This window comes from Paraburkholderia strydomiana (assembly GCF_046030495.1).
GTDB lineage: Bacteria > Pseudomonadota > Gammaproteobacteria > Burkholderiales > Burkholderiaceae > Paraburkholderia > Paraburkholderia strydomiana_A.
In genome coordinates, this window is record NZ_JAQQCJ010000028.1 from 32,695 (window position 1) to 56,879 (window position 24,185).

Sequence of the window (24,185 nt, forward strand, 5' to 3'; positions counted from 1 at the left end):
CGAGTATCGGAAATATTGTTGAGGAACTCGATTGGCTTCCGGAAAATTAACCAAATAGCTTCCGCTTTGAGCGATTTAAACGATCAAAACGAAGGTTTTTCGCTGAGACTGTTACCCAAATAACTTCCGAGGTCGCCAGTTTTTTACCCTAAAACTTCCATCATCGTAGAGGGCACGACCAAGATAGCGGTCAGCAGCTTCAAAGGCCGCCGTGAACGGCTCCGATGAATCGAGTCCGCACCGAGAGTGCCCGAGGACTCCGCCTAAGCCGCCGTTCGCATGCTGACGCTGGCATGCCCGCTCACTGCATCGCAGCAGTCGTTCGACAGCGGCAGTCGCGGAACGGCCGCTGTGATATCGGCGAACGCGTACTTTCGACCCTCTCCTGCCGGTCGGACTGGCGCCCCCGTAACGGCCGCTTCTAAGGTCCAACGGACATTCATCCCGTCGCCGTCAGGCCGGCATCGCCGGCAGTATTGCCACTGCCGCTCGGTTGCTTCCGTTGGGCACTCCTCAAAGAAACGGGCGCACTTCGACCGGCGCCCGACATGCGACGGTGACCTTGCGGTCCCACGCCAGCCCCTCATCCAGATCTGCGGCTTCCAGCACTCAAAAACCACCCACATGCTCCTTGGTCTCCAAGTATGGTCCGTCGGTGATGCGCACTTCGGGAATGTTCACGGCCGCTTACTGGAAAGACGACCATGTGAATGGTAGGAACTCGGGTTCGTCAATTGTCACAGAGACAATGTTGAACTTGACGCGTTCGGGGTTCGCCAGCGTCCGCGCTTCGTTGCTATTGACTATTTCAGCGTCGCGTTGCCATCGCAGAGGTGGCCATGTCGCCGCTTCGACGATGCCGAATGAAAAATGTAAGTAGCTGCCAGGAAAGCCGAAGTATCCGGTCTTGGAATAGATGTTGAACTTTGAGGACCCGTTGTGAGACAGCACAATCTCTCCTTCGGGAAACACGTCCCTGAAGGTGTCCCTGCCCAGCACGAACTCCAACGGATGCACGCGGAATCGATGCGGCCAGCGCGGCTTGAGCGTCGCCAAGGTCACTGCGGTAATGACGTTGTCGTCGTCGCGTTCGATCTGAAGCAGAGAATCCGCGAACCGATAAGACGCTTGCGCCTTCCATACGTGGTGAGGCTCGCCCAGCAATTCCGCGACTTTCCCGTAGTTCGAGAACGGTCGAACCACCTCCAGCAAATTCGAGGGAGTCAACTGATACCCAACTTTCGGCGGGAAGAACCGCTTGCGGGCGTATCCGAATGCGGACTTTGCAAAACCTCCTAGCCCCTTAGCTGCACCGAGTAATTCCAACGGCATGGTCTTCTCTCCGAAGTCTTATTTTTGATGCGGCAGTATCGCATGCTCGACGGTCTCGGCGGGCTACCGCTTACCTCGGGGCTTCCCTTGGACGGCCTTGGGAGCGACGCCCTTTGATGCCTTGCTACGGGTTTTGCGGATTGTCGATAGTGGCCTGTATGCCTCGGACGTCGCCGGGGTCTTAGCGGGCTTCGAGCCGTCCCATTCGGTCGGTGACTCGGGCTTGATGTTCATTCGGTTCGAAGTCATGCAGGTTGAGTTGGGCCGGTCAATTCGATCCCGTATTGCTGTCGGGCAGCGTCGATAAACTGGACGTCTGAGTCAGCGGCCAGCCTCCGACACCCAGCCGGGTCACCAGGCAGAAACACGAAGCCCACTTTACCTGCATAGAAATAGATGGCCGTCGCCCGAGTGCGTGTGTTTGCAGCAAGAAGCGTATAGCCGGCAAGCCCTTCTTCAATCGACCGCCCCACGTACACCGCTTGCAAATACTCCAGTTCTCCGGAAATTCTGGCATTCACCACTCGGGTAATCGCGTCAGTTACTGCACCGACCGTCTCGACAGACTTCTTATGACACAGCGCCTCCAATGCTTCCGTCGCGATTGCGAACCATTGCTCGCCGTCCATTGGCTCGAAAGGCTCCGGTATGAATGAACCGTTTGGCTGTTGCACCATGCGTATCTTCGGTCCAGCATACGCGCCCAACAGTCCGGTTAGCTGTCGGTAGCCTTCTGCGTCACCTATGTAGGCCCTTTCTGCATTCCGTATGCCGTCCTCTAGCGTCACCTTGTCAAGCCTCGGGCCATCATCCAGCAAACGCAGAATCAGAAAATCTGAGCGTTTGGCCTCCGGTATCTCGGTTGCCCGTTGCCGGTACTTCTCGAAAAGACGTTGCGGCACGTCAAGGTTCTGGTTCGCCTCAGTCTCAGTTTTTAGCTCGGCAATGACGTCGCAGGCCAAGCTAGGGTCCCCAGCGAACGCGACCGCAAGGCGGCCTGACAGTACGTGAATCTTTAATGTATGACTGACACCGTTGAACGGACCCTCATCGCCTCTCAATGGGACGGGTGAACTTAGCAGGGTGTCGGCAATCAAAAAGCCTATTTCTTTCGTGGCGTGTCCGATAACCAAAGTCATCTTATTGTCCTTGTTGGAGGGGGCTACTTGACGCGGTCCAGCGCCTCAAGCATAACCGGCAGGGACACAGCGAGGTGTACACCTTGCGACCACTCGACCCAAGGAAAGATGCGGAAAGACCGCTTTCAGAGAACAACAGGTCAGTCGTTTGACATTCATTTGCGCCCGCCGAAGGGCTGAAACTGGCCGATACTGTTGAAAAAGTCGCTGATCGTCGTTCTCGCAAGGTTTTCAGGGGTCTTCCTTACTTGACCGACGTTCGCGAGGGGCTTGTGGGTCAATCTGAGCGGTCGATTTTTTCGGTAGCTGATTTCAAAAGCCAGGAAGCGACTTTTTCAACGGTATCGGCCGACTGCTGCCCGACACGGCCGGCTGACGTCCACGCGTGACGGACTTTCGGCGTTTCAGATAACAACAGCCCCGTGGACGAATTTGCAGGGATTACTCGCCACCGATATGACCTGCAAGTCAATGCTACTGTTTGCCCGCCGCGTGCAGTGCGGCTCTCATGCTCAGTTCTATGTCGTGAAGTTTCGCGCCGAGCTCCACAAAGCTGCTGCGCCCCTCCCCGAATACCTCGCCGTTCATGTAGATCGTCGGCACAACGCTAATATCACGCGCCGACACCTCGCTTTGAAAAATTCCTCCGTCGATCGTAATGTTGTGAATCCGTGGATTGATCACCGTCATCATGTTCAGCCCTTGCACAACGTCCACACAGCTTTTGCAAGATAGCGAAATATAGGTCTCGAAATAGTAATCACGTTCTAGCGCGTGAATCTGTTCAATGGTCGTACTGTCGGCTATGACGGGATGTCCTCCAACCTGGAGTATTGCCAAGACAAGGGACGAAAATTCAGGCCCTGTTGGAATGGCGGCAAACTGGATACCGGGTCTTCCTCCCGCCTGCCTGATTGAAAATGATGGCTTGCGTAAGTTGCCCTGCTGCTCCTCGATTACCCTCACCAGATCTGTCAACGACGCGATTTCGTTCAACATCGTCAGCATCTCGTGCGATTTTGGACTACCGCCCTGCGACACGACCAATTCGACAGGTCTGCGAACGTTTCGCAGATACGTCTGCAGCTGTGACCTGAGGCTGACGTTTAACATCTTTCGATCCCGTAATGACTTACAAGTCTATGTCAAGAAGGTGCCAGGAGCTGAAAGAAATCTGAATAGAGAATGCAGCGCCGATTTGCCATCAGAGGCAGGAGGGTGCCAAGCCATGCTCCCTCGAACGTCGGTGCGTTTTGGTGCGCTATCGCACATATGCAAAGTGTGGGCGTTCCGGCAGCACGATTCGCTGTGACAGGCTGAGTGCGTGGAAAAAGTATGAAGTTACCGCATAGTTTTCGTCGCTCGCTTTGGCGAAGGCGGCCGGACCGGCGATGGTGCAGCTACTGGCCAATCTTCGTACCAAAGTTATAGCAAATCGGACGAGAGGGACGGTGGTCGACCCGTTCCCGCCAATCGACGCACGTTCGGGAAAGGTCCGCCCCCACTGCCGTAGATCAGACATTCGTCATCGCGTTGAGATCGCATTAAAGATCGACCGCATTCGGCCTTTCCTGGGGCGCTTGACAAAGGTTTCCATGGAAATTAGATCAAGCGGATCCACTGTGGACCCTAAGACTTCGGTAAAGCCTGCGCCCGCTCTCGAAGCGCATTTGGGATACTGGGTAAGACTCGTTTCCAACCACATTTCCGGCACGTGCGCCCGCGCGTTGCAGGAGCAAGGCTTGTCCGTCGCTGAGTGGGTCGCACTGAACCAGATCGGGAGGGGGACGACCCTGAGTCCAGCTGGACTCGCCGACGTAATGGGTATGACCGCGGGGCCATTTCAAAGGTGCTCGACAAATTGCAATCCAAGGAATGGATTTCGTGCGCGACGAGCCAGGAAGACAACCGCGTTCAGCTACTTGCGGTGACCCGACAGGGCAAACGTGTTTTGCCCGAACTTACAACCATCGCCGACGGCAACGACGAGCATTTTTTTGGTGTTCTGGATGCTACCGAACGAGCGACGCTTCAAAAGTTACTAAAGAAGCTGGCCGATGCCCATCAAATGCACAAGATACCCGTGGACTGACGCGCGACACCCACCACGCGTTCCCACAGCAGCGTTTTCCTAATGAGGAGTGCAGCAATGAGCAAGGCGATAGAGAATCTGGAGGCCGCCCAGCAGCGTGCCATGTCCGGCAGGCCGAAAGTGGGCGGGTTTCCGTACCAGGCTGATACCCTTCGGCGAGCAGGCGTGACGCGCAATGTGTGGTTCTTACCTGCATGCGAGAGCCTGTACCTGACCGAAGATGGGCCTGTCGTCATGCAGGGCACGCCGTTGGTGTCGGGCGCCGCTGACGTGCCACCTTTCGACCAGCACGCACTCGTGAGAGCGCGGCGCATTGATCAGGCAGGAAAGAACTCATTTCCAGAATTTTTGGAGGCGTCCTTGCGCGCGGGCGTCGTCCGCTACGACGTCGACCTGGTTAATCGCATCGTTACTTACTACGGGTGCCAAGACGAACAATATGTCGAGCAATACCCTGCTCCAGAAGGTCAATAACCGCGAAGACTGGAAACGCTGCGAGGCCCGTTCCTGCTGGTGAGCCAATCCCATCGCAGGCAGCCCGCTTGCAACAGTCGAGATTTCCCGACACCGCGCCGAATGGTTTTCATGGTAGCTGGACCGCTGCGCGTGAATGACTGGGTAGTTTGGAGTCCGAGAAGACTATTCTTCTAGCTTTTTCCCCTTTTATCGCATTCGTGGTGATCGAGCGTCTGGTCAGCGTGCCGGCGGGGCTCGCAGCGGGCGCGATCGTAGCCGCCGCCCTTCTGGTGCGCGACCTGGTGACACCGGGCCGCCACATCAAGCTTCTGGAGATCGGCACAGTTCTGCTGTTTGTTGCACTTACGATCTATGCGCTCACGAACAATGTGCAATGGTCGATTGCCACGGTGCGACTGCGCGTCGATGCGGGACTGATGCTGATCGTGCTGGCGTCTATCGCTGTGCGGCGGCCGTTCACACTGCAGTACGCCCGCGAGACCGTCAGCCATGAGCAATGGGACAGTGCGGACTTCGCGCATATCGATTATGTGATCAGCGCAGCATGGGCCGTTGCCTTCGGTACGCTCGTGCTTGCCGATATCGTGATGGCTTACGTGCCGGCTCTGCCACATTCGACGGGAGTCATCGCGACGGTGGCAGCACTTATCGCGGCGGTGAAGTTTACATCCTGGTATCCCGAACAGCGCAGCAACGCGGGCATGACCTGATACATCGAGGCCGGCAGGTCGACAGTTGACGGCACCCTAGTGTTGTATGTATTGGCCGCACGGACGTCCGGTGTGTCGCGGCGGATTCAACCGGTCGATGCAATAGTTTGGTGGAATCGTCCGGCGGGCGTTTCGTAGTCCAAGGTCTTTCTCGGACGCTCGTTCAATCGTCTCACCACGGCGTTGAGTTTGGCCTGCGAACACACTGACAGGTCGGTGCCTTTGGGCACACATCGGCCAGCTCGGTTATCGAGCAAGGCTGCCTGATAACAGCGGTCCCCCAATAGTCGGCTAAAAAACACGGACAGCACACCGAGCGCTTCGCAGCGCCGTCGAATGAACGGCCCCGCGAAGCCACACAGTTGCCGCATCAACCGTTGACCGGGATATCGTCGATGCGTTTCACGCGGTTGCGGCTTCGAATCCCGCAATCTCCCGGGTCAGTTCGTCGATGACCCGTTCGATCAAGGCATCCGTCAGTGCGGAGGCCTTGCTCCCTTTTTGCCGATAGATGCTGTAGTTGATCGACAGTGCCGGTTCGAATTTCTTGATGACCACCCCCTTCGCCGCCGTAGCGCTGGCGGACAGATAATCCACGACGGTGACGCCTGCCCCGGCCTGACAAAACGCGATGGCCGTCGCGGCAAGATTCGTCTCGATTGCGATCGGGATTCTCAGGTTCGCCAGCGCGGCGTGCTGCTCGATCTGGGCCACGAGCGGATCAGATGCGAGCAACGAGATCAGCGTCACGTTTTCCAGATGCTGCAGCGTGACCGCATCGACATCCGCCAGGGCGTGGCCTTCCGGCACCACGCACACTACCGGCACTGCCGGAAGCGTGCGCCGAACGACCGCCGGATGCTCGATGCTGGTTGTCACGCCGATCGCGAGATCGAGTTGATTGCGCCCCGCCCACTCCACGAGCGTCTGGGTAGAGCGGATATTGACCGTGATCCTGACGCCGGGATGGTCAGCCTGGAACTTGTGGATGATGGCAGGCATCAAGCCACTTCCTAGTGCGGGAAGAATGCCGATTTTCAGGCGGCCTGCCCGGAGATCGCCGAGATCCCGCGCCAATCTCATGATTTCCTTGGCCGAGATGAACGATCGCTCCACCTCGGCATAGAGCGACATCGCCTCGGGCGTCGGGATCAGGCGCTGCCGCTGCCGGTTGAACAGGCTGTACCCCACTTTGGCTTCAAGACGCGCTAGCAGTTTGCTGACGCCGGGTTGAGCGATATCGAGAAAATCCGCGGCTTTTGTGACCGTGCCGTGCTGCATGATTGCCGCGAAAACCTCCAGCTCGCGCAACGTAAAATCGCCCACATCACACTCCTCAAAGTCCGCGGCTTTTCATGCCCGCCAATCAGGTACCGTCGACGGCGCTTGCCGGCGCACACACGCCGGTTGATCCGATCATAACCTTTCGAGATAAAGCAAAGAAGACACCGCCCTGCGCCCACGGATTTTCCCGCCGATCTCACGTTTGCGCTGCATCTGCCGTTGCATGATGGCGCCTAGTTCCGGAACGCGACCCGCACCCATTCGCCGACACGGCGTACAGCCGAGCCGCAACGCCCCATACCTTTTTGGAATGACCGGCAAATTTTGCGGCAATTGAGCCCGCGGCCCAGCCGATCCGACAATGGTTCAACGCTGTACGACGCAGCGCCTGGCATCAGCCCGCCAACCCAGGTCGAGACTTCACGGAACCGGAAATGATGAACAACAGGATATTGAAACGCGCTGTGTGTCTGATCGGCAGCCTCTGCGCGCTGGCCAACGTTCAGTTGGCTAACGCGAAGGATGTCGTGATCGCATTTGAGGGCAGCTATACGCCCTGGAATTCTTCGAACCCCGATGGCACGCTCGGCGGATTTGAACCGGCACTGGCCAAGGTGCTGTGCGAGCGCGCCCATCTCAGGTGCAAGCAGATCGCCGCCGACTGGGACAGCATGATCCCGGCACTGAACACCGGCAAATTCGACGCAATCATGGACGGCATGGCGATCACGGACGCACGCAGGCAAGCGATTGATTTCAGCATTCCCTACGCCACCGTCACGTCGAGCTTCGTGACCGCCAAGGACCGCGCCGCCGACTTCGGAAAGCTGGGGAGCGGATTCGTAACGATCAATTCCGAGGCCGACGCGAAAACCGCGCTCGCCCCGCTTCGCACCGCCCTCAAAGGCAAGGTGATCGGTGTGCAGGCAGCCACTACTTATGTACCGTTCGTTCGCTCAAATTTCGCCGATATAGCAAAAATACGCGAATACCGCAGTTCCAAGGATCGCGATCTCGATCTGAAGAGCGGGCGGATCGATGCGTCGGTCGAGAACACCGTCTATCTGCTCAACAACGCCGGCAGTGACCTGTCGCTAATCGGGTCCGTCATTGGCGGGAAGATCTGGGGCGAAGGCGTCGGCATCGGCCTGCGAAAGTCTGACACTGCGCTGCGCGACGCGTTCGACAAGGCAATCGCATCTGTCAAGGCGGACGGCACGCTGTCGCGGCTTTCCATGCAGTACATGAAAACCGATCTGGCGCCGCGTTGATGCGCGCCGGTCGTTGTGATCGGAACCACCATTCCGGATACCGAATGTTCCCGCCAGCAATTTCCAGGCAACCACGGAAGAAGTCGTGAATGAAGAACACCTATGATTTCGCCATCGCCGGCGGCGGACTGGTCGGTATGGCGATCGCTTATGGGCTGGCGAAGCGCGGCCAGACCGTCGTCGTACTGGACGGCGAAGATGCAAGCTTTCGCGCCGCGCGTGGCAACTTCGGGCTGATCTGGGTCTCGGGCAAGGGCCGAAAGAAGCTGGAGTACGGGCGCTGGTCGCTCGAGTCGTCGCGGCTGTGGCCCGCGTTCGCCGAGGAACTGGAAGAAGCGTCGGGCCTGACCCTCGGTTATTCGCGACCGGGCGGATTAAACATCGCTTTGACCGAGGAATCGCTCGCGGCAAGCGTCGAGAACGTCGATTTCCTGTATCGCCAGGATGCCCGGCTCACCTACGACGTGCTAGATCATCGCACGCTGAAAGCGTTGGTACCCGACATCGCCGGCGACGTCGTCGGTGCGGTCTATTCGGAGAACGACGGCCATGTCAGCCCGCTTTACACGCTTCGTGCCCTGTTCGCGGCATTCGAAAGAGCAGGCGGCGACTATGTGCCGAAAGCGACGGTCAGCACGATCGAGCGGCACGGCGACGGATTCCGTATCGACACGGGATTGAGAACGTTCCGCAGTGCAAAGCTCGTGTTGTGTGCCGGGCTCGGCAATCGCAATCTCGCTCCGATGGTCGGCCTCGACGCCCCCGTGGTTCCGCTGCGCGGCCAGATCCTGGTGACCGAGCGCGTCCAACCGTTCCTTCATTACCCCACCCTGTCGGTGAGGCAAACGGCTGAAGGCTCGGTGCTGCTCGGCGAATCCGCGGAGGATGTGGGCATGGATGCTGGCGTGACCGCGGATATCGTCGCACACATCGCCCGCAAAGCCATCAAGCCGTTCCCTTTTCTACAGAGCGTGAACGTGGTGCGGGCCTGGGGCGCGCTACGCGTGATGACGCCCGACAGCATGCCGATCTACGAGGAATCGCTCGAGTGTCCCGGTGCATTTCTCACGACCTGCCACAGCGGCGTCACGCTCGCCGCCGCCCATTGCGAGCTGTTGGTGCCGTGGCTGTTGGGCGGCCAACGTCCTCCCATTCTTGATTATTTCCATGCAAAGCGATTCCATGTTTAGCCTCCTGGAAGGGAGCAAACCGAAGCTGATCCGGATTGAGATCGAAGGCAGGCATGTCGACGTGCCAGATTCGCTGACGGTAGCCGCCGCGCTGCTGTATGCCGGCGTTCACACTTTCCGGCGAACGCCGGTCGGCAATGCGCCGCGAGCGCCGTTCTGCATGATGGGCGTCTGCTTCGACTGCCTCGTGCAGATCGACGATCTGCCCAACCGGCAATCCTGCATGGTCAAGGTCAAGGAAGGTATGCGCGTGTGCTTCATGAACGGCGCGAGGGACATTCAATGACGATCGAATCAGTCGACCTCGTCGTGATCGGTGCTGGACCCGCTGGCATGGCATGCGCGCTGCGAGCGAATTCCCTCGGTTTGAAAGTTCTGGTGATAGACGAAAACCCATTACCAGGCGGCCAGATCTACCGCAACGTCAGCCGTTCGCCTCTGCCCGACCCGGCGCGCCTGGGTGCGGATTACACAGACGGCGCCGAGCTGGTGACTCAATTCAGAGCATCCTCCGTGTCGTACTGGCCCGACACGCTGGTATGGCAAGTGAGCCGATCGCTGGACCTCAGCTTCACACGTCGAAACGAGACGGCCGGAAGCGGTCAGATACACGCCAGGGCGCTCGTCATCGCTAATGGTGCCTATGAGCGCCCCTTTCCAGTGCCAGGGTGGACGCTACCCGGGGTCATGGGTGTCGGTGCGGCTCAGACACTTGTCAAATCCGCCGGCCTGTTGCCCAACGTGCCGACGGTGCTGGCAGGCAGCGGGCCGCTGCTCTACCTGTTCGCCTGGCAACTGATTCAAGCTGGTCGGCCGCCCGTCGCGATACTGGAAACCACGCCAACCGCCAATTACCGTCATGCGCTAAAGCATCTGCCCACCGCATTGCGCAGCCCCGACTATCTGTTAAAAGGCATGAAGCTGGTGCGCGCGATCAAGAAAGCGCGCGTCGCCCACATTCGCAATATCGGCGAACTCAACATCGAAGGCGCCGAGCGAGCGGAGCGGATCAGCTACCGGTCCGGAGGACAATCGGCCACGATCGTGGCAGACCTCGTCCTGTTGCATCAGGGCGTGGTGCCGAACGTGCAACTGACGCGCTCGATCGGCTGCACTCACGACTGGGACGAAGCGCAGCTCTGCTGGCGTCCGCGCACCGACGGCTGGGGCGAGACCTCTGTGCCGAACGTTTTCACGGCGGGAGATGGCGCCGGTATCGGCGGTGCGCTCGGAGCAAGAATCAGCGGGGAGATGGTCGCGCTTGCCGTCGCGCATCGCGTGGGGGCGTTGAGTACCGAATTGTTGATTGAACATGCGGCGCCACTGGGCCGCCAACGCAATCAACACAGCCGCGTACGCCCGTTTCTCGACGCGCTGTATCGCCCGAGCGCGCCTTTTCGTCGTCCATCGGACCAGACAATCGTCTGCCGCTGCGAAGAGGTAACGGCAGGACAAATCCGTGAAATGGCTCGCCTCGGCTGCGTCGGCCCTAGTCAGACCAAATCCTTTTCTCGCTGCGGGATGGGTCCATGTCAGGGCCGTCTCTGTGGTCTGACTGTGTCGGAGTTGCTCGCCGACCAGAACGGGCAGCGAATGGACGAGACGGGCTACTACAACATCCGCCCTCCTATCAAGCCTGTGAGCCTCGGAGAGCTGGCGGCTTCCTTTATCCCCGATGAAAACGCAGCGAAACCAACCGAATGGGTCCCGAAATGAGTGATGCGCCTATCCTGAGAACCTCCGGCAATGCACGAATGAGCAAGATGGTGCGCTTTGGAAACCTTCTGTTCCTGGCCGGACAAACGTCGTCCGGCCAGGAACAGGCACGCTCGATCGAGGAGCAGTGTCTGGAGGCGTTCAGCCGGATCGACGCGCTACTGAAGCAGGCGAACAGCGATAAGCGAAATCTGTTGTCTGTGACAATCTATCTGAAGGACATGAGCGATTTCGATCGTATGAATGCGGCATGGCAGCGGTGGGTCGATTCCGACTACCTACCGGCGCGTTGTACGGTGCAGGCGACACTTGGTTTGCCTGAACTACTGGTGGAGTTCAGCGTCACCGCTGCTGTCCAGGATTAAGTCTTGCCCCAGCCTGCAAAGACTGTCGGGACGCAAACACTCGAGCGGACTCGTCACGTTCTCAGCCAGCAGGGCGAGAGGCGGTTCCGCCGACACGCTGTTGAACGCGGCAATCGACTCGGGGGACGCCTCCAAGGCAGCCGGAGTCGAACCGACCTGAGAACGTCTGACGCCCTCAACTGGGTTTGAAGCCCGGTCTTTTTGCCCGTGCCACAAGGGTTCTGCGGACCTGAGTGGCATTACGGTGTCATTTGTGGAATGGCGACCATCGCGACAATAGCCGCTGGTTTGTGGCAAGGCCATTCTCTGCGAGGCTAGTCGACTACGACAGTTAGTCGGGTCCGCCAACCAGAAGGCTAAAAGCGGATTCTCTTTAGCCCTGCGCGGCAGGCTCGGACCGGGACGCCACGGGGCAGGACATGCTACCGTCCCTCATCGCGGCGCCTATCCGACCTGGATCAGTACCCGTCCGCAATCGCGCCATCGTTTGATCACCGTGTCCGGAGGTTCGCCTGGTCTGGGGCGATCGAGCGTGTGGAGCAGCGTAAAGGTGCGTGGCTTTGAATGTTCCTTTTCTAGTGATTAGCAGTCCTGCGAGCGTCCGGGCCATGCGTCAATCGAACTAATATGGAACATCTGAATTCCGGACGCCGCCCACCCGCCAAACGACTGACTGTCGAAGACGCTCCGGCAACTCGCGGACCCGGATGCTTCCTTCAAGATGAAATCGGGTTTGCCGTTGCCCCGACACCCCGATGTCGTTACACTCGATGCCTGGCCATCGCTCCCTCGCCTCCCGGCTCATGGATCTAAAGCAGATTCAGTATTTCATCGCGCTGTTCGAAGATGGCTCCGTAACACGCGCCGCCAAGCGGCTCAATATCGTGCAGCCCGCGCTCAGCATGCAGATCGCTAAGCTCGAAACGGAACTGAACAGCCGGCTCTTTGAGCGCGGCCCGCATGGCATGACGCCCACCGACGCCGCACGGCAGATGTACCGCCTCTACATGCCGATCATGCGCGACATCGACCACGCACGCGAGCAGCTCAGCCGGCACGACGTGATCGTGGCCGGGCGTATCTCGCTCGGGATGGTGGCGTCGGAAGCGCAGAGCGTCCTGCCGGAATCGCTCGCGCTATTCAACGCACTTTATCCGCATGTCGAGGTGTCGGTGGCCGATGGTTTCAGCGCGCAACTGATCGACGCGGTGGAAGCGGGCCGGCTCGACGCGGCCATCATCAACCGGCCCCGCGGGCGCCTGTCGCTCGATACCTCTCCACTGGTAGTCGAAGAGATGGTGCTCGTCACGAGCGCGGAACACGGCCCTGCGCTGCCCGACACCATGACGGCATCCGCGCTGACGGAACTCGAACTCGTGCTGCCGACGCGCCGCAACGGCCTGCGCGGCGTGCTCGATGCCGCGCTGCTGAATGCCGACATCGTGATCAAGCCGCAGTTCGAGATCGACCTGCTGACCACGATTGTGCAATTTGTCGAACAAAGCAGCATCGCGACGATCATGCCGCGCGTGGTCGTGCAGCGGAAGGTCGACGACGGCCTGCTGCGCGCGACGCCGATCTCGGCGCCGCGCATCGTGCGTCACATCGTTTGCGTGAGCCATCCGAAGCGGCCGATCGGTCCAGCCACGACCGAGCTCATCGACATCATCGCCGACCAGATCCGTCGCGTCACAACGGGAATCGAGATCGCGGACCCCGATCCGGCCAACGGCAACCAGGCGTGAGCCGCTTCGCTGGCGCCGGCCTTCCGCCGGCGCCCCCCGCGTGTCGCGACGCGCATCACTACGGGTACCGAACAGCGTGTCGCAGGTCGGCTTCCCGCGCGCAATCGAGCGATCAGTACGGGTCGCGCACCGGCGTGTTGTCGAGCTTGCCGAGCGTCTCCGGCACGACGAACGCGCCGATGAGAAAGATCACGCTGATCGCGCCGACGAACACGGCAAGCGTCATCGGCAGATCGAGTGGTGTCTTCGCGACCAGCGAGACGAGCGTGGGCATCATCCCGCCGATCGCAAAGCCGATATTCCACGACAGACCCGTGCCGGTCGCGCGGATCGCCGTCGGAAACCGCTCGTTCAGGAAGATCAGAATCGGCGCATAACCAGCGCTGCCGAGCGCGCTCAGGATGACCGCGTAGACACCGACCATCGTCATGGTCTGCGCGGTCGGCAACAGCAGGAACAGTGCGGGCAATGCAAACAGACGGATTGCGCCGAGCAGGATAAAGGTCCGTTTGCGGCCGATGAACGTGCTCAGGTGACCGGCCGCGACCGATGCGATGACCACGGCCACGCTGCACACCATAAGGATCGCAGCAGCCGTCCCATTCGGTGCGTGATTGACGACCTTGAGGAAGGTCGGCAGATAACCCGACGTCAGGTAATAACCGCTGCCGCCGCCGATCGTCAGCAGCAGGTTGACGAACAGGATCGAACGATAGTCGCGCGAGAACAGCGTGCGGATCGGCGAACGAACCACCTCGACCGGCGCGTTACGCGTCTTGTCGGCGGCGGCACGCGCGGCCTTTTCCGCGGCAAGCTTCTTCCACAACGGCGATTCTTCGAGGCTGTTGAAGACGAAGAGTCCGAGCACCGAGCTGATGATCCCGGTGAAGAACATGCAGCGCCAGCCCCACACGTCGAACAGGTCGCCGGGAAACAGCGACGACATCGCGAGATACGTCAGCGAAGCGAGCAGCGCACCAAGGCCTGCTCCGCCGCCGCCGATCAGCCCCGACACCGCGCCGCGATACTTCAGTGCAACGGATTCCGTGCCGATCGTGTGCGTCGACGCCACCACCCCGCCGACGAATACGCCCTGCACGAGACGCAGCAGCAGAAAGAGCACTGGCGCGATTACGCCCACCTGTGCGACGGTCGGCAGCAAACCGAACGCCGCCGTCGACAGGCCGACACCGACCACCGCGACAATCATCGCGCCCTTGCGGCCGCGCCGGTCCGCATACGAGCCGAACAACGCGGATCCGAGCGGCCGCATCAGCAGCGTGACGGCGAACGACGCATACACCGCGGCGAGCGACAGCATCGCGTGTTCGGAGGGGAAGAACAACCGGCCAACGACCGGTGCGACGAACAACAGGACGAACAGATCGAACAGATCGAGCGCCCATCCCAGACACGAGGCTACCACTGCGCCCATCACCTGCCGCCTGTTGATTGCGGGCACGGCGGCGCCACTTTGCGCTGCAACGGACATCATCATCTCCTAAGTTAATACGGGCTGGCCCAGATGTGGACTCACCCGATGTGCGGCGCGCTTCGGCCTCGTCAAAGGCACGGCGCGCTCTTGTTGCGTTGACGAAAATCGTTATGACGTCAGGCGAGCCAGACCGCGCTGGTCTTGCGCCGCAAACCGCGTCTTGCCGAGCATCGCGTCGGCGATCTTCTCGGCGATCATGATGGTCGGAATGTTCGTGTTGGCTGACGGCAGACGCGGCATCAGCGACGCATCGACCACCCGTAGCCCATGCGCGCCATGCACGCGCCCTTCGGTATCCGTCACGGCGCTGCGCTCGCGCGCGTCGCCCATCCGGCAAGTACCGCTCGCATGCCAGACGCCGAACACGTTCGCGCGGATGAAGTCGTTCAATGCGCGCTCGTTTGTGAGTACCGACGACATCTGCACGCCGCGCGTGAAGAAGCGTTCGATCAACGCCCGACGCATCGGTGCGGGTGTATCGAGCAGCAAACCCAGCAGCGACGTGATCGCCGCATTGGTTTTACTCAGGCGGCTCAACGCCTTCACGCGCGGCGAAAAAGCGGCGGGGAAGAAGTCGCGCTGATCCTTGCTCAGTCCCGAGGCCGCGACCACGCGCGCCAGCGTGCGCACGCCCGCGGCGAGCCGCGCGACATCGCGCTCGTCGTCGAGCAGATTGAGATCGACCTGCGGTGCGGCGAACGGATCGCTCGAAACGATCTGCACGCGGCCGCGCGAATACGGACGGTTGCACCACAGGAAAAACAGGCCCAGCCGGTTACCGAGTGCATGCCACGCGGCGCGCGTCGCGCTCGACAGATACAGATCGGACGCCTCGCAATCCGCGACGCCAGAGGTAAATCGCGCTGCCGTCATGCTGGCGCGGCGCCGCGCGAGCGGCATGCGAAAGCGCGGCTCGAGAAAATGACAGAACGTCAGCGACGGATGGTCCTGCAGATTCCGCCCGACGCCCGGCAGATCGAGCACACACCCGATGCCGAGTGCGCGCAGTTCGCTCGCGTCGCCAACGCCCGCACGCATCAACAGTGCCGGCGACTGCAACGCGCCGGCGCACACGATCGTTTCCCGCGCCTCGAAGCGCAGTCGCTCGCCGTGCGGCGAAACGGCAACCACGCCGCGTGCAGCCACCCCTTCCATCACGATGCGCTCGACGCGCAGGTTCGAAAAGATCTCCAGGTTCGGGCGCTTGCGTGTTTCTGCATCGAGATAGGCGACCGCAGTCGATACGCGCCGGTCGTCGCGATTCGAAAAGGCGCCGGGAAAATAGCCGTCGTCGAACTGCGCGTTCTGGTCCTGCAACGCCGCGAAGCCGTTGCTGCGCAATCCGTGGGCGAACGCGTTGCAAAACGGCGGCCACTGCTGCGGCATGATGCGGCGGATCGGCACCGGCCCATCCGCGCCGTGCAGCGGACCATATGGAAAGTCGACGTCGCTCTCGAGCTTGCGAAAATACGGCAGCACGTCATCCCACGCCCAGCCTGCCGCACCGTTGGCGGCCCAGTCGTCGTAGTCTCGCGGCAGGCCGCGATTGGCCGACTGCACGTTGATGCTCGAACCGCCACCCATCACGCGGCCCTGTTCATAGACTTTAGCCGCCGACTTCCGCGTGGCCTTCGCCTTGAGCTCAGGCCAGATCCAGGTCTCGCCGCAGAAAACAGGCATCGGGTAGCTGTCGAGGATCGCCTCCGGCACCGCGCCCGGCGGCGTATCCGCGCCCGCCTCGATCAATGCGACGCTCACCGACGGCACGGCCGACAGCCGATGCGCGAGCACGCATCCTGCCGACCCGCCGCCGATGATCACATAATCGAAACGCGCGCTTACCCGCTCCATGCCTGTCTCCTGAATTGCTCGATCTATGCGCTGCTATCAGCTACCGCGAAAGACGGGCTTGCGTTTGCCATGAAACGCTTCGACGCCTTCACGGAAATCGTCCGAACTGCGCAGCCGGCTATAGCAATGTCCTTCGAGTTCGATCGCGATCGAAAGCGGCGCGTCTTCGGTGTCGTTGAGCAGCTTCTTCGCGGTGCGCTGCGCGAGCGGCGAGAAGGCGCGCAACTCGTCGACGAGCGCATCGGTCGCGGCTTCGAGCTCCGCATCGGGCACGCAGTCGACCACGATGCCCCAGTCATACGCCTGCTTGCCCGGAATGCGGCGCGAGCGCATCACGATATCCTTCGTGCGGCCGACGCCGACCATCTTCTGCAGACGCGCCGAGCCGCCCGAACCCGGAATCTGGCCGAGCTTCTGTTCCGGCAATGCGTAGAAGCTGGTGTCGGTCGCGATGCGGAAATCACAGGCGAGCGACAGTTCGAAACCGACGCCGAAGCAGAAGCCTCGATTGGCCGCGATCACCGGCTTCGAGCACCGTGCGGGCGCGGCGACATTCCACGCCAGCTTCGACACGTGTTCCGGCGACGCTTCGAGAAAGCCCTTGATGTCGCCACCGCTCGAGAAGTGCTCGCCTTTCGCACGCAGCACGATGACGCGGACACGGTCGTCTTCGTCGAGTGCTTCGAATGCGGCGCGCAACTGGTCGCGTGCATGCATCGAGATCACATTGAACGGCGGGCGGTGCAGGATGATGTCGGCGCGTTCGCGCGCGGCGTCGATTTCGATCGAGAAGCCGTCGAGTTCCTGCAGCAGCGTCTGGCCGCGATGAGTCAGGTCAGTCATGTGTTACTCCTTTTGTGGTTCGGTCAGGTTGTGCGGCGCCGTGCTCCGGTTCGTACTCGCCCGCGGAAAGCTTGCGGCGCAGGATCTTGCCGACCGGCGATTTCGGAATGTCGTCGACAAACACGTATTCGCGCGGGCGCTTGAAGTTGACGAGATCGGAAGTCCGGCAAAAGTCATCGAGCGCCTGGGCTTCGACGTATTCGCTGCGCTTGATGAAGGCGACGACACGCTGCCCCCAGCGCTCGTCTTTCACGCCGGCAACGGCCACTTCGTCCACCGCCGGATGCAGCGACAACACCGATTCGATATCGACCGGCGAGATGTTCTCGCCGCCGCTGATGATCATGTCGTCGACGCGGCCCGACACGAAGAGATCGCCGTCGTTATCGAAGTAGCCGGTGTCGCCGGTGAAATACCAGCCGTCGCGCAACGACTTCGCGTTCGCGTCGGGCCGGTTCCAGTAGCCTTCGAACGACTCGTCGCCGAGCAGGTCCGCGATGATCTGGCCTTCTTCGCCGGTTTGCGCGAGTTCGTCGGGCGACGTCGCGTCGAGCTTCACGACGCGCAGCCGCGTATTGATGCCGGCGCGGCCCGCGCTGCCGGGCTTGAGCGTCGCGTCCTGATCGATACTGAACGTGTAGACCTCGGACGAGCCGTAGTGATTGACGAACAGTTCCGGCTTGAAAGCAGCCGAAAGACGCTTCAGCAGACCGTCGTTCATCGGCGCGCCGGCAAAGCCGAGTTTCGTCACCGAACTTGTGTCGGTGCGCGCGAACTCCGGCGCGGCGAGCAGATCGTGATAAAGCGTGGGCACCAGATACAGACACGTCAGCCGGTACGTGCAGATGGAGTCGAGCGCAAGGGTCGCATTCCAGCGGCGAACGCAGACGAACAGCCCGTCCACGAGCGCCATCGACAGCAGCGATCGCACGCCCATCGTGTGATAGAGCGGCATGACGCCGAGCGTGCGTTCGCCATGGCGATAGAGGTTCTGTGCGACGTGCGCGAGCGCGGCGGCGCGTTCGTGGCGATGCCGGCGCGGCACGCCCTTCGCCTTGCCCGTGGTGCCGGACGTGTAGAGGATCAGCGAGTAGTCTTCCGCGGCGGCCTGCGGAGTGGCCGCGGCCGTAGTTGCGCCTTCGTGCCGACGCTCGCGCAGCAGTGCATCGAACGAAATCGACGCGCCCGCCGCATCGTCCAGCGCAATGCGCGCAACGGCCTTCGCGGCGGCGCTTTGCGTGACGGCTCCGGCGGAAACCGGCTCGTACACGATGGCCTTGACACCCGCATCGGTCACGCAGTAATCGAGCTCGTCGGGTTTCGCCCGCCAGTTCAGCGGCACGATCGCCACGCCGGCGAACTGGCACGCCCAGTGCAGCGTCGCCATTTCCCAGCGGTTTTGCAGCACGACGAGCAGACGGTCGCCGTGTGCAAGACCAAGTTCGCGCAGACCGTCCGCAACGTTCAGGATGATCGGGTGCCACTGCGCATACGTAAGCGTCAGTTCACCATCGACGAGCGCCAGCGCGTTGGGGCTACGCTCCACGCTTTGCAGAAAGGTTCGGCCGAGATCAAGCATCGCTCGTCTCCTTCTCTTCCTGCGCCTTGCGCCGGCGCGCCGCCACATCGAGCACGGCGGCGACGATCGGGGTATAGCCTGTACAGCGGCACAGATGGCCGGACAGCATGTCGCGCACCTGCGCCTCGTTTGGATCCGGCACGCGCTTCAGATAGTCGGCGCACGACATCAGAATGCCGGCGGTGCAAAAGCCGCACTGCAGCGCGTGATGTCGCTGGAACGCCTGCTGAAGGTCGCCAAGCGTCTGGTCGGGCGCGAGGCCTTCTACCGTATCGATGCGGCGGCCATCGGCCTGCACCGCGAGCATCAGGCACGAACGTCCCGCCACACCGTCGATATGAACCGTGCAGGCGCCGCACACGCCGTGTTCGCATCCGACATGCGTGCCGGTTGCGCCCAGTTCGTGCCGCAGAAAATCGCACATCAAATCGCGCGGCTCGCAATAGCCGCTGCGTTCGCGACCGTTGAGCGTCACGGTGACTCGACGCCGTTCGCCGCGCGGTTGTATGCCCTGCGGCATGATATTAACGGGGGTCTTCGGGGTCTTGCTCACTTCGCCTCCTCTATCACGCGCCATCCCAGTTGCCGGACCAGATGCCGGCGATACGTCGCACTGACATGCGCGTCATCCTGCGCGCCCAGCTTCCAGCTCAAATCGTTCAATGCAGTACGCAGGTCGTCGCCCTGCAGACGCGTCCAGCGCTCCACCACCGGCCGGTCGGCGACGCCGCCCACTGCCAGCCGGATCGCGTTATCCGTCACCACCGCCGCGCACGACACGAGCGCGAAATCGCCATGACGTGCGGAGAATTCCGCGAAGCCGTAGCGCTCGCCCGGCTTTTTCAGCGGAAAACGCACGGCCTCGACGAGTTCGTCCGGCTCGCGCGCCGTCATCAACATTCCCTGAAAAAAGTCCTCGGCGGCGAGCACGCGCTTGCGCTTTGCCGAGCGCAGCAGCACATCGCCGCCCAAGGCTGCCAATGCGAGAGGCAACTCGGCGCTCGGATCCGCGTGAGCGATCGAGCCGCATACAGTGCCGCGATTGCGGATCTGAAAGTGGGAAATGTGCGGGAACGCGAGAGCGAGCAACGGCACTTCGTCGCGCAGCGACGGGCGCCACTCGACGCTGCCCTGCGTCGCCGCCGCACCGACAACGAGCTGCCCCGCCTCGTTGTCGACACGCACCGTATTCAACTCGTCGGTGCGGGAAATATCGACGAGCCAGCGCGGTTGCGCGAGGCGCATGTTCAGCACCGCCATCAGCGACTGGCCGCCGGCCAGCACGCGTGCGTCTTCGCCGCCATGCGCGAGCGCTTCGAGCGCATGTTGAGTGCTCGTCGCGCGCAGATAATCGAACGGCGCGGGTTTCATGTTCTGCTCCGGAAGAATGCGAGGAAGCGCGAGAGCCACGAGCCTTGCGCGCGGCCTTGATCGACGGGTTTGCCTGACGCTTGCCGGCCCAGCGATTCGAACAGTTGCCGCAGTACGACTTTCGCCGCGCCTTCGAGCATCCGTCCGCCCACTGCCGCAACCTTGCCCGACACCTGCGCTTCATAGTCGTACGACAGCCGCGTGCCGCGGTCCGCGGGCGTCAGTTCGACGAGCCCTTCGCCACGCGCGGTGCCAAGCGGCGAACTGCCGGCGCCCGCCAGCCGCAGACGATGCGGTGCGTCGATATCCGACAAGCCGATCCGCGCTTCGAAGCGCGCCTTGATCATGCCGACGCCGACCGTCACATCCGCGCGATACTGGTTCGGTCCGGTCGCTTCGAGCGCGTGGCAGCCTGGAATGACCTTCGCGAGCGCCTGCGGGTCCATCAGCACCGCAAAGATCGCTTCGGGTTTGGCGTCGAGATCGACAGTGCCCCGCGCCGTCAGCGCCTTGCCGCCTGCGAGCGCCTTGTTCGGCGCGGCGGCCGCTGCCGCTTCGAGTAACTCGGGACGTGAAGGCGGTGGATCGTCGATGCCGATCAGGTGCATCACCTTCGCGGGCGTGAGCGGCAAGCGGATATCCTCGACTCCGAGTGCATCGGCCACTGCATTTGCGATGCATGGGGGCGTGCTCATGTTGTTGCCTTCGCCGAGCCCTTTCGCACCAAGCGGCGTGAACGGCGACGGCGTTTCCAGATGCACGATCACCGGGTCAGGCACTTCGCAGGTGGTCGGCATCAGGTAGTCGGCGAGCGTGCCCGACTGGAAACTGCCGTCTGCGCCGTAGCGGAACTCTTCCATCAGTGCCGCGCCCAGGCCCTGCGCGAACGCGCCGCGAATCTGGCCGTCGGCGAGTGCCGGATTGAGCAGCGTGCCGGCATCGTGTGCGGTCACATAGCGGTCGATGCGCACGCGGCCGGTTGCGCGGTCCACTTCGACGGCGCACATGTCGAACGCGAAACCGTAGGCCGCCGATGTGTTGATGCGATCCTGCTCGTCGGGCGCGTCCATGTGCGGCGGCGTCCAGAACACCGTCTCGCGCAGGCCCGGCTCTTCGCCTTCGGGCAACAGCGCGGGCGCCCAGTGCGGCGCATTGCTCGCGACGCGCCCAAACGGCAGCGCGCGGTCTTCCTTGCCCTTCGCAAAGATGCGGCCGTCTTCGAAACAGATGTCCTCGGGCGCACAACCCGATTGCTGCGCGACGATGCGGGCCACCTTGTCGCGCACACGCATCGCTGCCAGATGCACCGTGCCGGCCACCGCACCGGCAAAACGACTCGAATAGTTACCTGCCGCCACCGACCACGCGTCCTTGTGCGTGTCGAACTCGACGTTGACGACAATGTCCCGCGGATTCAGACCAAGCACATCGGCGACGACCTGCGCGCAGACCGTCATATGTCCCTGCCCCGCCGGCGTCGATGCAACCGTCACGACCACGCCGCCGAGCAGATCGACGCTGACCGTCGCGCTCGCAATGGCGCCGCTCTTCGGGCCGGCCTTTTTGCGCGCCTCGACGGGCATCACGGTCGTGATGTAGCCCATGTTCGACACAGACGGCTCAACGATCGCCGCAAAGCCGATGCCATACAGTCGTCCTTCGCGGCGCGCAGCATCGCGACGTGCGACGAGTTCTTCGTAGCCGCCTTCAGCGAGCGAGCGGCGCAGCGCTTCCTGATAGTTGCCGGAATCGAGCAGCGCACCCGCTGCGGCGCGATACGGGAACGCATCGGCGGCGACGAAGTTGCGGCGATACACGTCGAGCACATCGAGCTTCAGTTCGATCGCGATGCGCTGCATCAGACGTTCAAGCGCGAAATACACCTGCGGTCCACCGAAACCGCGGACGAGGCCCGTCGGCGTTTTATTCGTGAGCGCCACGCGGTTGCGCACGACGAGATTCGGAATCGCGTACGCGCCCGTCAGGCAGCCGTGCATCCGGTAGAAGGTTGCAGGCTCCGGCGCCCGCAGATAGCCGCCGCAGTCCTCGATCTGGTCATATGAGAGCGCGGTGATGCGGCCGTCGCCTTCGACGGCGGCTTCGAGCGTCGTCAGGCGCGCGGTGGCCGACGTGGCCGCGCTCAGATGTTCGAGGCGATCCTCGACCCATTTCACCGGTGCACCGGCCTTGCGCGCCGCAAGGCACATCAACACCACATACGGAAACACCGCCTGTTTCACGCCGAAGCTGCCGCCCGAATCGCGCGGCGCCTTGTGCCGCAGACGATTTGCCGGCACGTTCAGCGCCATCGACATTACCGCATGCAACGAGAACGGCCCCATGAAATTCGACGTGACGTCATAGCCTTCATCGCCGGACAGATACTCGGCGATCACCACGCCGCATTCAATCGGCGCACACGTGTTGCGCGGATAGTGCGCGTCGATTGTCACGCGATGCGGCGCGCGTTCGAATGCCGCTTCGGGCTCGCCATAGCGATAGTGACGATCGCTGATCACGTTCGTGCCGACCTTCGGATGCAGAACAGGCGCATCGTCGGCGAGCGCGTTTTCGATCGACGTCACCGGCGGCAGCGTCTGGTAATCGACCTTGATCAGATCGAGCGCGTCTTCAGCGAGCGCACGCGATTCGGCCAGCACCACGGCAACCGGTTCGCCGACATAGCGCACGCGATCCATCGCGAGCGCCCACTGCTCCATCGGCGACTTCACGCCGACCACGAACGGCCGCGACCAACCCGGCAGATCGTCACGTGTGAGCACGGCGCGCACGCCGGCCAGTTTCAGCGCAGCGTCCGTATCGATGCTGCGCAGTTCCGCATGGGCGTGCGGCGAGCGCAACACCGCGGCGTGCAGCGTGCCGGGTTTCACGGCGATGTCGTCGCCGTAACGTCCGCGGCCGGTCAGGATCGCCGGATCTTCGACGCGTTCCATCGAGCGGCCCACATGGCGCTGGCGTTCAGCCGACGTTTCGGGCTCGCCAGCGGGGCGTGCCTCCGCCACCAGTTCGGCAACTGTATCGCGCTGATTCATTTCATGGCTCCCTGCCCGCGCGTGGCGGTTGCATGGGCGTCGTCGCCCTCGTCGTTCCCGCGTCGGTCGAACTCGCTGGCAAGACCGCTCCAGCGGCGCGCAATCTCGCGATGCTCGATGCCGAACAGATCCATGATCCGGCCGACCGTGTGATCGACGATGTCGTCGACGGTTTGAGGGTGCGCATAGAACGCGGGCACCGGCGGCATCACGATCGCGCCCATTTCGGTGGCGAGCGTCATGTTGCGCAGGTGGGCGAGATTGAGCGGCGTTTCTCGCGCGACGAGCACGAGGCGGCGGCGCTCCTTGAGCATCACGTCCGCGGCGCGCGTCAGCAGGTTGTCGGCGAAACCGTTGGCGACGCTCGCCAGCGTTTTCATCGAGCACGGCGCGATCACCATGCCCGCGGTGAGAAACGAGCCGCTCGCCACCGTCGCGCCGATGTCGCGCACGTTGTGGACGACGTCGGCGAGGCCGTCGAGATCCGAACGCGTGAGACCGAGCTCCTGCGCAGCGGTAATGGCGCCCGACGGCGACACGATCAGATGCGTCTCGGCCGTGCCGAGCCGGCGCAAGGCCGCCAGCAGCCGAACGCCGATAACTGCACCACTCGCACCGGACATGCCGACGACGATCCGTTCACGCCTTTGCGTTGACTGCATGGCTGTGCCT

The 24,185-nt window shown here is 61.9% G+C and carries 21 protein-coding genes and 1 pseudogene; 9 read left to right on the forward strand and 13 right to left on the reverse strand.

Annotated features, from left to right (window positions below):
- Positions 1 to 687: 687 nt before the first annotated feature.
- The 3 genes from PQQ53_RS28685 to PQQ53_RS28695 form a co-directional block, all read right to left on the reverse strand.
- The gene (locus PQQ53_RS28685; protein ID WP_408327892.1) at positions 688 to 1,332 is read right to left on the reverse strand and encodes a hypothetical protein; all 645 of its coding nucleotides are present in this window, start codon (positions 1,330 to 1,332) and stop codon (positions 688 to 690) included.
- A 245-nt stretch (positions 1,333 to 1,577) separates the two neighbouring features.
- Entirely contained in the window at positions 1,578 to 2,471 is an 894-nt protein-coding gene (locus tag PQQ53_RS28690) for a hypothetical protein (protein ID WP_408327895.1), read from the reverse strand.
- Positions 2,472 to 2,945: 474 nt separating this feature from the next.
- Positions 2,946 to 3,470: an alkyl hydroperoxide reductase subunit F family protein gene (locus tag PQQ53_RS28695; RefSeq protein ID WP_408145831.1), complete on the reverse strand. Its 525-nt coding sequence runs from the start codon at positions 3,468 to 3,470 to the stop codon at positions 2,946 to 2,948.
- Between the two features lie 850 nt (positions 3,471 to 4,320).
- Between PQQ53_RS28695 and PQQ53_RS28700 the strand changes: the two genes are divergently transcribed.
- From PQQ53_RS28700 to PQQ53_RS28710, 3 genes are all read left to right on the forward strand, one after another.
- Positions 4,321 to 4,563: a MarR family winged helix-turn-helix transcriptional regulator gene (locus PQQ53_RS28700; RefSeq protein ID WP_408327898.1), complete on the forward strand. Its 243-nt coding sequence runs from the start codon at positions 4,321 to 4,323 to the stop codon at positions 4,561 to 4,563.
- Between the two features lie 57 nt (positions 4,564 to 4,620).
- Positions 4,621 to 5,037, forward strand: a complete 417-nt coding sequence (locus tag PQQ53_RS28705) for a DUF1398 domain-containing protein (protein WP_408327901.1) — start codon at positions 4,621 to 4,623, stop codon at positions 5,035 to 5,037.
- Between the two features lie 149 nt (positions 5,038 to 5,186).
- On the forward strand, positions 5,187 to 5,750 hold the full coding sequence (locus tag PQQ53_RS28710) for a hypothetical protein (protein ID WP_408327904.1): 564 nt from the start codon (positions 5,187 to 5,189) through the stop codon (positions 5,748 to 5,750).
- An 86-nt stretch (positions 5,751 to 5,836) separates the two neighbouring features.
- Here PQQ53_RS28710 and PQQ53_RS28715 read toward each other — a convergent pair.
- Both PQQ53_RS28715 and PQQ53_RS28720 read right to left on the reverse strand, forming a co-directional pair.
- Positions 5,837 to 5,977: pseudogene (locus PQQ53_RS28715) on the reverse strand (IS30 family transposase); the annotation flags it as partial.
- 175 nt (positions 5,978 to 6,152) lie between these two features.
- A complete protein-coding gene (locus tag PQQ53_RS28720) occupies positions 6,153 to 7,076 on the reverse strand; it encodes a LysR substrate-binding domain-containing protein (RefSeq protein ID WP_408145839.1) in 924 nt (307 codons plus the stop codon).
- A gap of 392 nt (positions 7,077 to 7,468) precedes the next feature.
- Here PQQ53_RS28720 and PQQ53_RS28725 point away from each other — a divergent pair, with 392 nt between their 5' ends.
- The 6 genes from PQQ53_RS28725 (at position 7,469) to PQQ53_RS28750 (ending at position 13,321) form a co-directional block, all read left to right on the forward strand.
- Positions 7,469 to 8,305 carry a transporter substrate-binding domain-containing protein gene (locus tag PQQ53_RS28725; protein WP_408327907.1) on the forward strand — a complete coding sequence of 279 codons (837 nt, stop codon included), beginning with the start codon at positions 7,469 to 7,471 and terminating at the stop codon, positions 8,303 to 8,305.
- A gap of 89 nt (positions 8,306 to 8,394) precedes the next feature.
- Entirely contained in the window at positions 8,395 to 9,495 is a 1,101-nt protein-coding gene (locus PQQ53_RS28730; RefSeq protein ID WP_408327910.1) for an NAD(P)/FAD-dependent oxidoreductase, read from the forward strand.
- Complete coding sequence (locus tag PQQ53_RS28735; RefSeq protein WP_408327913.1) at positions 9,488 to 9,781, forward strand: (2Fe-2S)-binding protein; 294 nt, start codon at positions 9,488 to 9,490, stop codon at positions 9,779 to 9,781. The genes PQQ53_RS28730 and PQQ53_RS28735 overlap by 8 nt, the downstream gene beginning before the upstream one ends.
- A complete protein-coding gene (locus PQQ53_RS28740; protein ID WP_408327916.1) occupies positions 9,778 to 11,211 on the forward strand; it encodes an FAD-dependent oxidoreductase in 1,434 nt (477 codons plus the stop codon). Before PQQ53_RS28735 ends, PQQ53_RS28740 begins: the two co-directional genes overlap by 4 nt.
- A 38-nt stretch (positions 11,212 to 11,249) precedes the next feature.
- Positions 11,250 to 11,576, forward strand: coding sequence for a RidA family protein (locus PQQ53_RS28745; protein WP_408145847.1), 327 nt, complete (start codon positions 11,250 to 11,252; stop codon positions 11,574 to 11,576).
- An 803-nt stretch (positions 11,577 to 12,379) separates the two neighbouring features.
- Positions 12,380 to 13,321, forward strand: coding sequence for a LysR family transcriptional regulator (locus PQQ53_RS28750; RefSeq protein ID WP_408155574.1), 942 nt, complete (start codon positions 12,380 to 12,382; stop codon positions 13,319 to 13,321).
- 112 nt (positions 13,322 to 13,433) lie between these two features.
- Here PQQ53_RS28750 and PQQ53_RS28755 read toward each other — a convergent pair whose 3' ends face one another.
- The 8 genes from PQQ53_RS28755 to PQQ53_RS28790 form a co-directional block, all read right to left on the reverse strand.
- Positions 13,434 to 14,813 carry an MFS transporter gene (locus tag PQQ53_RS28755; RefSeq protein ID WP_408155576.1) on the reverse strand — a complete coding sequence of 460 codons (1,380 nt, stop codon included), beginning with the start codon at positions 14,811 to 14,813 and terminating at the stop codon, positions 13,434 to 13,436.
- A 111-nt stretch (positions 14,814 to 14,924) separates the two neighbouring features.
- The gene (locus PQQ53_RS28760) at positions 14,925 to 16,667 is read right to left on the reverse strand and encodes a GMC family oxidoreductase (protein ID WP_408327919.1); all 1,743 of its coding nucleotides are present in this window, start codon (positions 16,665 to 16,667) and stop codon (positions 14,925 to 14,927) included.
- Positions 16,668 to 16,703: 36 nt separating this feature from the next.
- Positions 16,704 to 17,510 (reverse strand): enoyl-CoA hydratase/isomerase family protein, encoded by an 807-nt coding sequence (locus PQQ53_RS28765; protein WP_063496441.1) that lies wholly within the window; start codon positions 17,508 to 17,510, stop codon positions 16,704 to 16,706.
- The gene (locus PQQ53_RS28770) at positions 17,503 to 19,089 is read right to left on the reverse strand and encodes an AMP-binding protein (RefSeq protein ID WP_408327922.1); all 1,587 of its coding nucleotides are present in this window, start codon (positions 19,087 to 19,089) and stop codon (positions 17,503 to 17,505) included. The genes PQQ53_RS28765 and PQQ53_RS28770 overlap by 8 nt, the downstream gene beginning before the upstream one ends.
- Entirely contained in the window at positions 19,082 to 19,609 is a 528-nt protein-coding gene (locus PQQ53_RS28775; protein ID WP_408145990.1) for a (2Fe-2S)-binding protein, read from the reverse strand. Before PQQ53_RS28775 ends, PQQ53_RS28770 begins: the two co-directional genes overlap by 8 nt.
- Before the next feature lie 29 nt (positions 19,610 to 19,638).
- Complete coding sequence (locus tag PQQ53_RS28780; RefSeq protein WP_408327925.1) at positions 19,639 to 20,460, reverse strand: FAD binding domain-containing protein; 822 nt, start codon at positions 20,458 to 20,460, stop codon at positions 19,639 to 19,641.
- On the reverse strand, positions 20,457 to 23,513 hold the full coding sequence (locus PQQ53_RS28785) for a xanthine dehydrogenase family protein molybdopterin-binding subunit (RefSeq protein WP_408327928.1): 3,057 nt from the start codon (positions 23,511 to 23,513) through the stop codon (positions 20,457 to 20,459). Before PQQ53_RS28785 ends, PQQ53_RS28780 begins: the two co-directional genes overlap by 4 nt.
- On the reverse strand, positions 23,510 to 24,175 hold the full coding sequence (locus tag PQQ53_RS28790; RefSeq protein ID WP_408145905.1) for a UbiX family flavin prenyltransferase: 666 nt from the start codon (positions 24,173 to 24,175) through the stop codon (positions 23,510 to 23,512). Before PQQ53_RS28790 ends, PQQ53_RS28785 begins: the two co-directional genes overlap by 4 nt.
- Positions 24,176 to 24,185 lie beyond the last annotated feature (10 nt).

Coding starts and splice junctions, on each gene's coding strand:
- PQQ53_RS28685 (WP_408327892.1), bottom strand. CDS start 1,332: ATGCCGTTGGAATTACTCGGTGCAGCTAAGGGGCTAGGAGGTTTTGCA.
- PQQ53_RS28690 (WP_408327895.1), bottom strand. CDS start 2,471: ATGACTTTGGTTATCGGACACGCCACGAAAGAAATAGGCTTTTTGATT.
- PQQ53_RS28695 (WP_408145831.1), bottom strand. CDS start 3,470: ATGTTGAACGAAATCGCGTCGTTGACAGATCTGGTGAGGGTAATCGAG.
- PQQ53_RS28705 (WP_408327901.1), top strand. CDS start 4,621: ATGAGCAAGGCGATAGAGAATCTGGAGGCCGCCCAGCAGCGTGCCATG.
- PQQ53_RS28725 (WP_408327907.1), top strand. CDS start 7,469: ATGATGAACAACAGGATATTGAAACGCGCTGTGTGTCTGATCGGCAGC.
- PQQ53_RS28730 (WP_408327910.1), top strand. CDS start 8,395: ATGAAGAACACCTATGATTTCGCCATCGCCGGCGGCGGACTGGTCGGT.
- PQQ53_RS28735 (WP_408327913.1), top strand. CDS start 9,488: ATGTTTAGCCTCCTGGAAGGGAGCAAACCGAAGCTGATCCGGATTGAG.
- PQQ53_RS28740 (WP_408327916.1), top strand. CDS start 9,778: ATGACGATCGAATCAGTCGACCTCGTCGTGATCGGTGCTGGACCCGCT.
- PQQ53_RS28745 (WP_408145847.1), top strand. CDS start 11,250: ATGAGCAAGATGGTGCGCTTTGGAAACCTTCTGTTCCTGGCCGGACAA.
- PQQ53_RS28750 (WP_408155574.1), top strand. CDS start 12,380: ATGGATCTAAAGCAGATTCAGTATTTCATCGCGCTGTTCGAAGATGGC.
- PQQ53_RS28755 (WP_408155576.1), bottom strand. CDS start 14,813: ATGTCCGTTGCAGCGCAAAGTGGCGCCGCCGTGCCCGCAATCAACAGG.
- PQQ53_RS28760 (WP_408327919.1), bottom strand. CDS start 16,667: ATGGAGCGGGTAAGCGCGCGTTTCGATTATGTGATCATCGGCGGCGGG.
- PQQ53_RS28765 (WP_063496441.1), bottom strand. CDS start 17,510: ATGACTGACCTGACTCATCGCGGCCAGACGCTGCTGCAGGAACTCGAC.
- PQQ53_RS28770 (WP_408327922.1), bottom strand. CDS start 19,089: ATGCTTGATCTCGGCCGAACCTTTCTGCAAAGCGTGGAGCGTAGCCCC.
- PQQ53_RS28775 (WP_408145990.1), bottom strand. CDS start 19,609: ATGCCGCAGGGCATACAACCGCGCGGCGAACGGCGTCGAGTCACCGTG.
- PQQ53_RS28780 (WP_408327925.1), bottom strand. CDS start 20,460: ATGAAACCCGCGCCGTTCGATTATCTGCGCGCGACGAGCACTCAACAT.
- PQQ53_RS28785 (WP_408327928.1), bottom strand. CDS start 23,513: ATGAATCAGCGCGATACAGTTGCCGAACTGGTGGCGGAGGCACGCCCC.
- PQQ53_RS28790 (WP_408145905.1), bottom strand. CDS start 24,175: ATGCAGTCAACGCAAAGGCGTGAACGGATCGTCGTCGGCATGTCCGGT.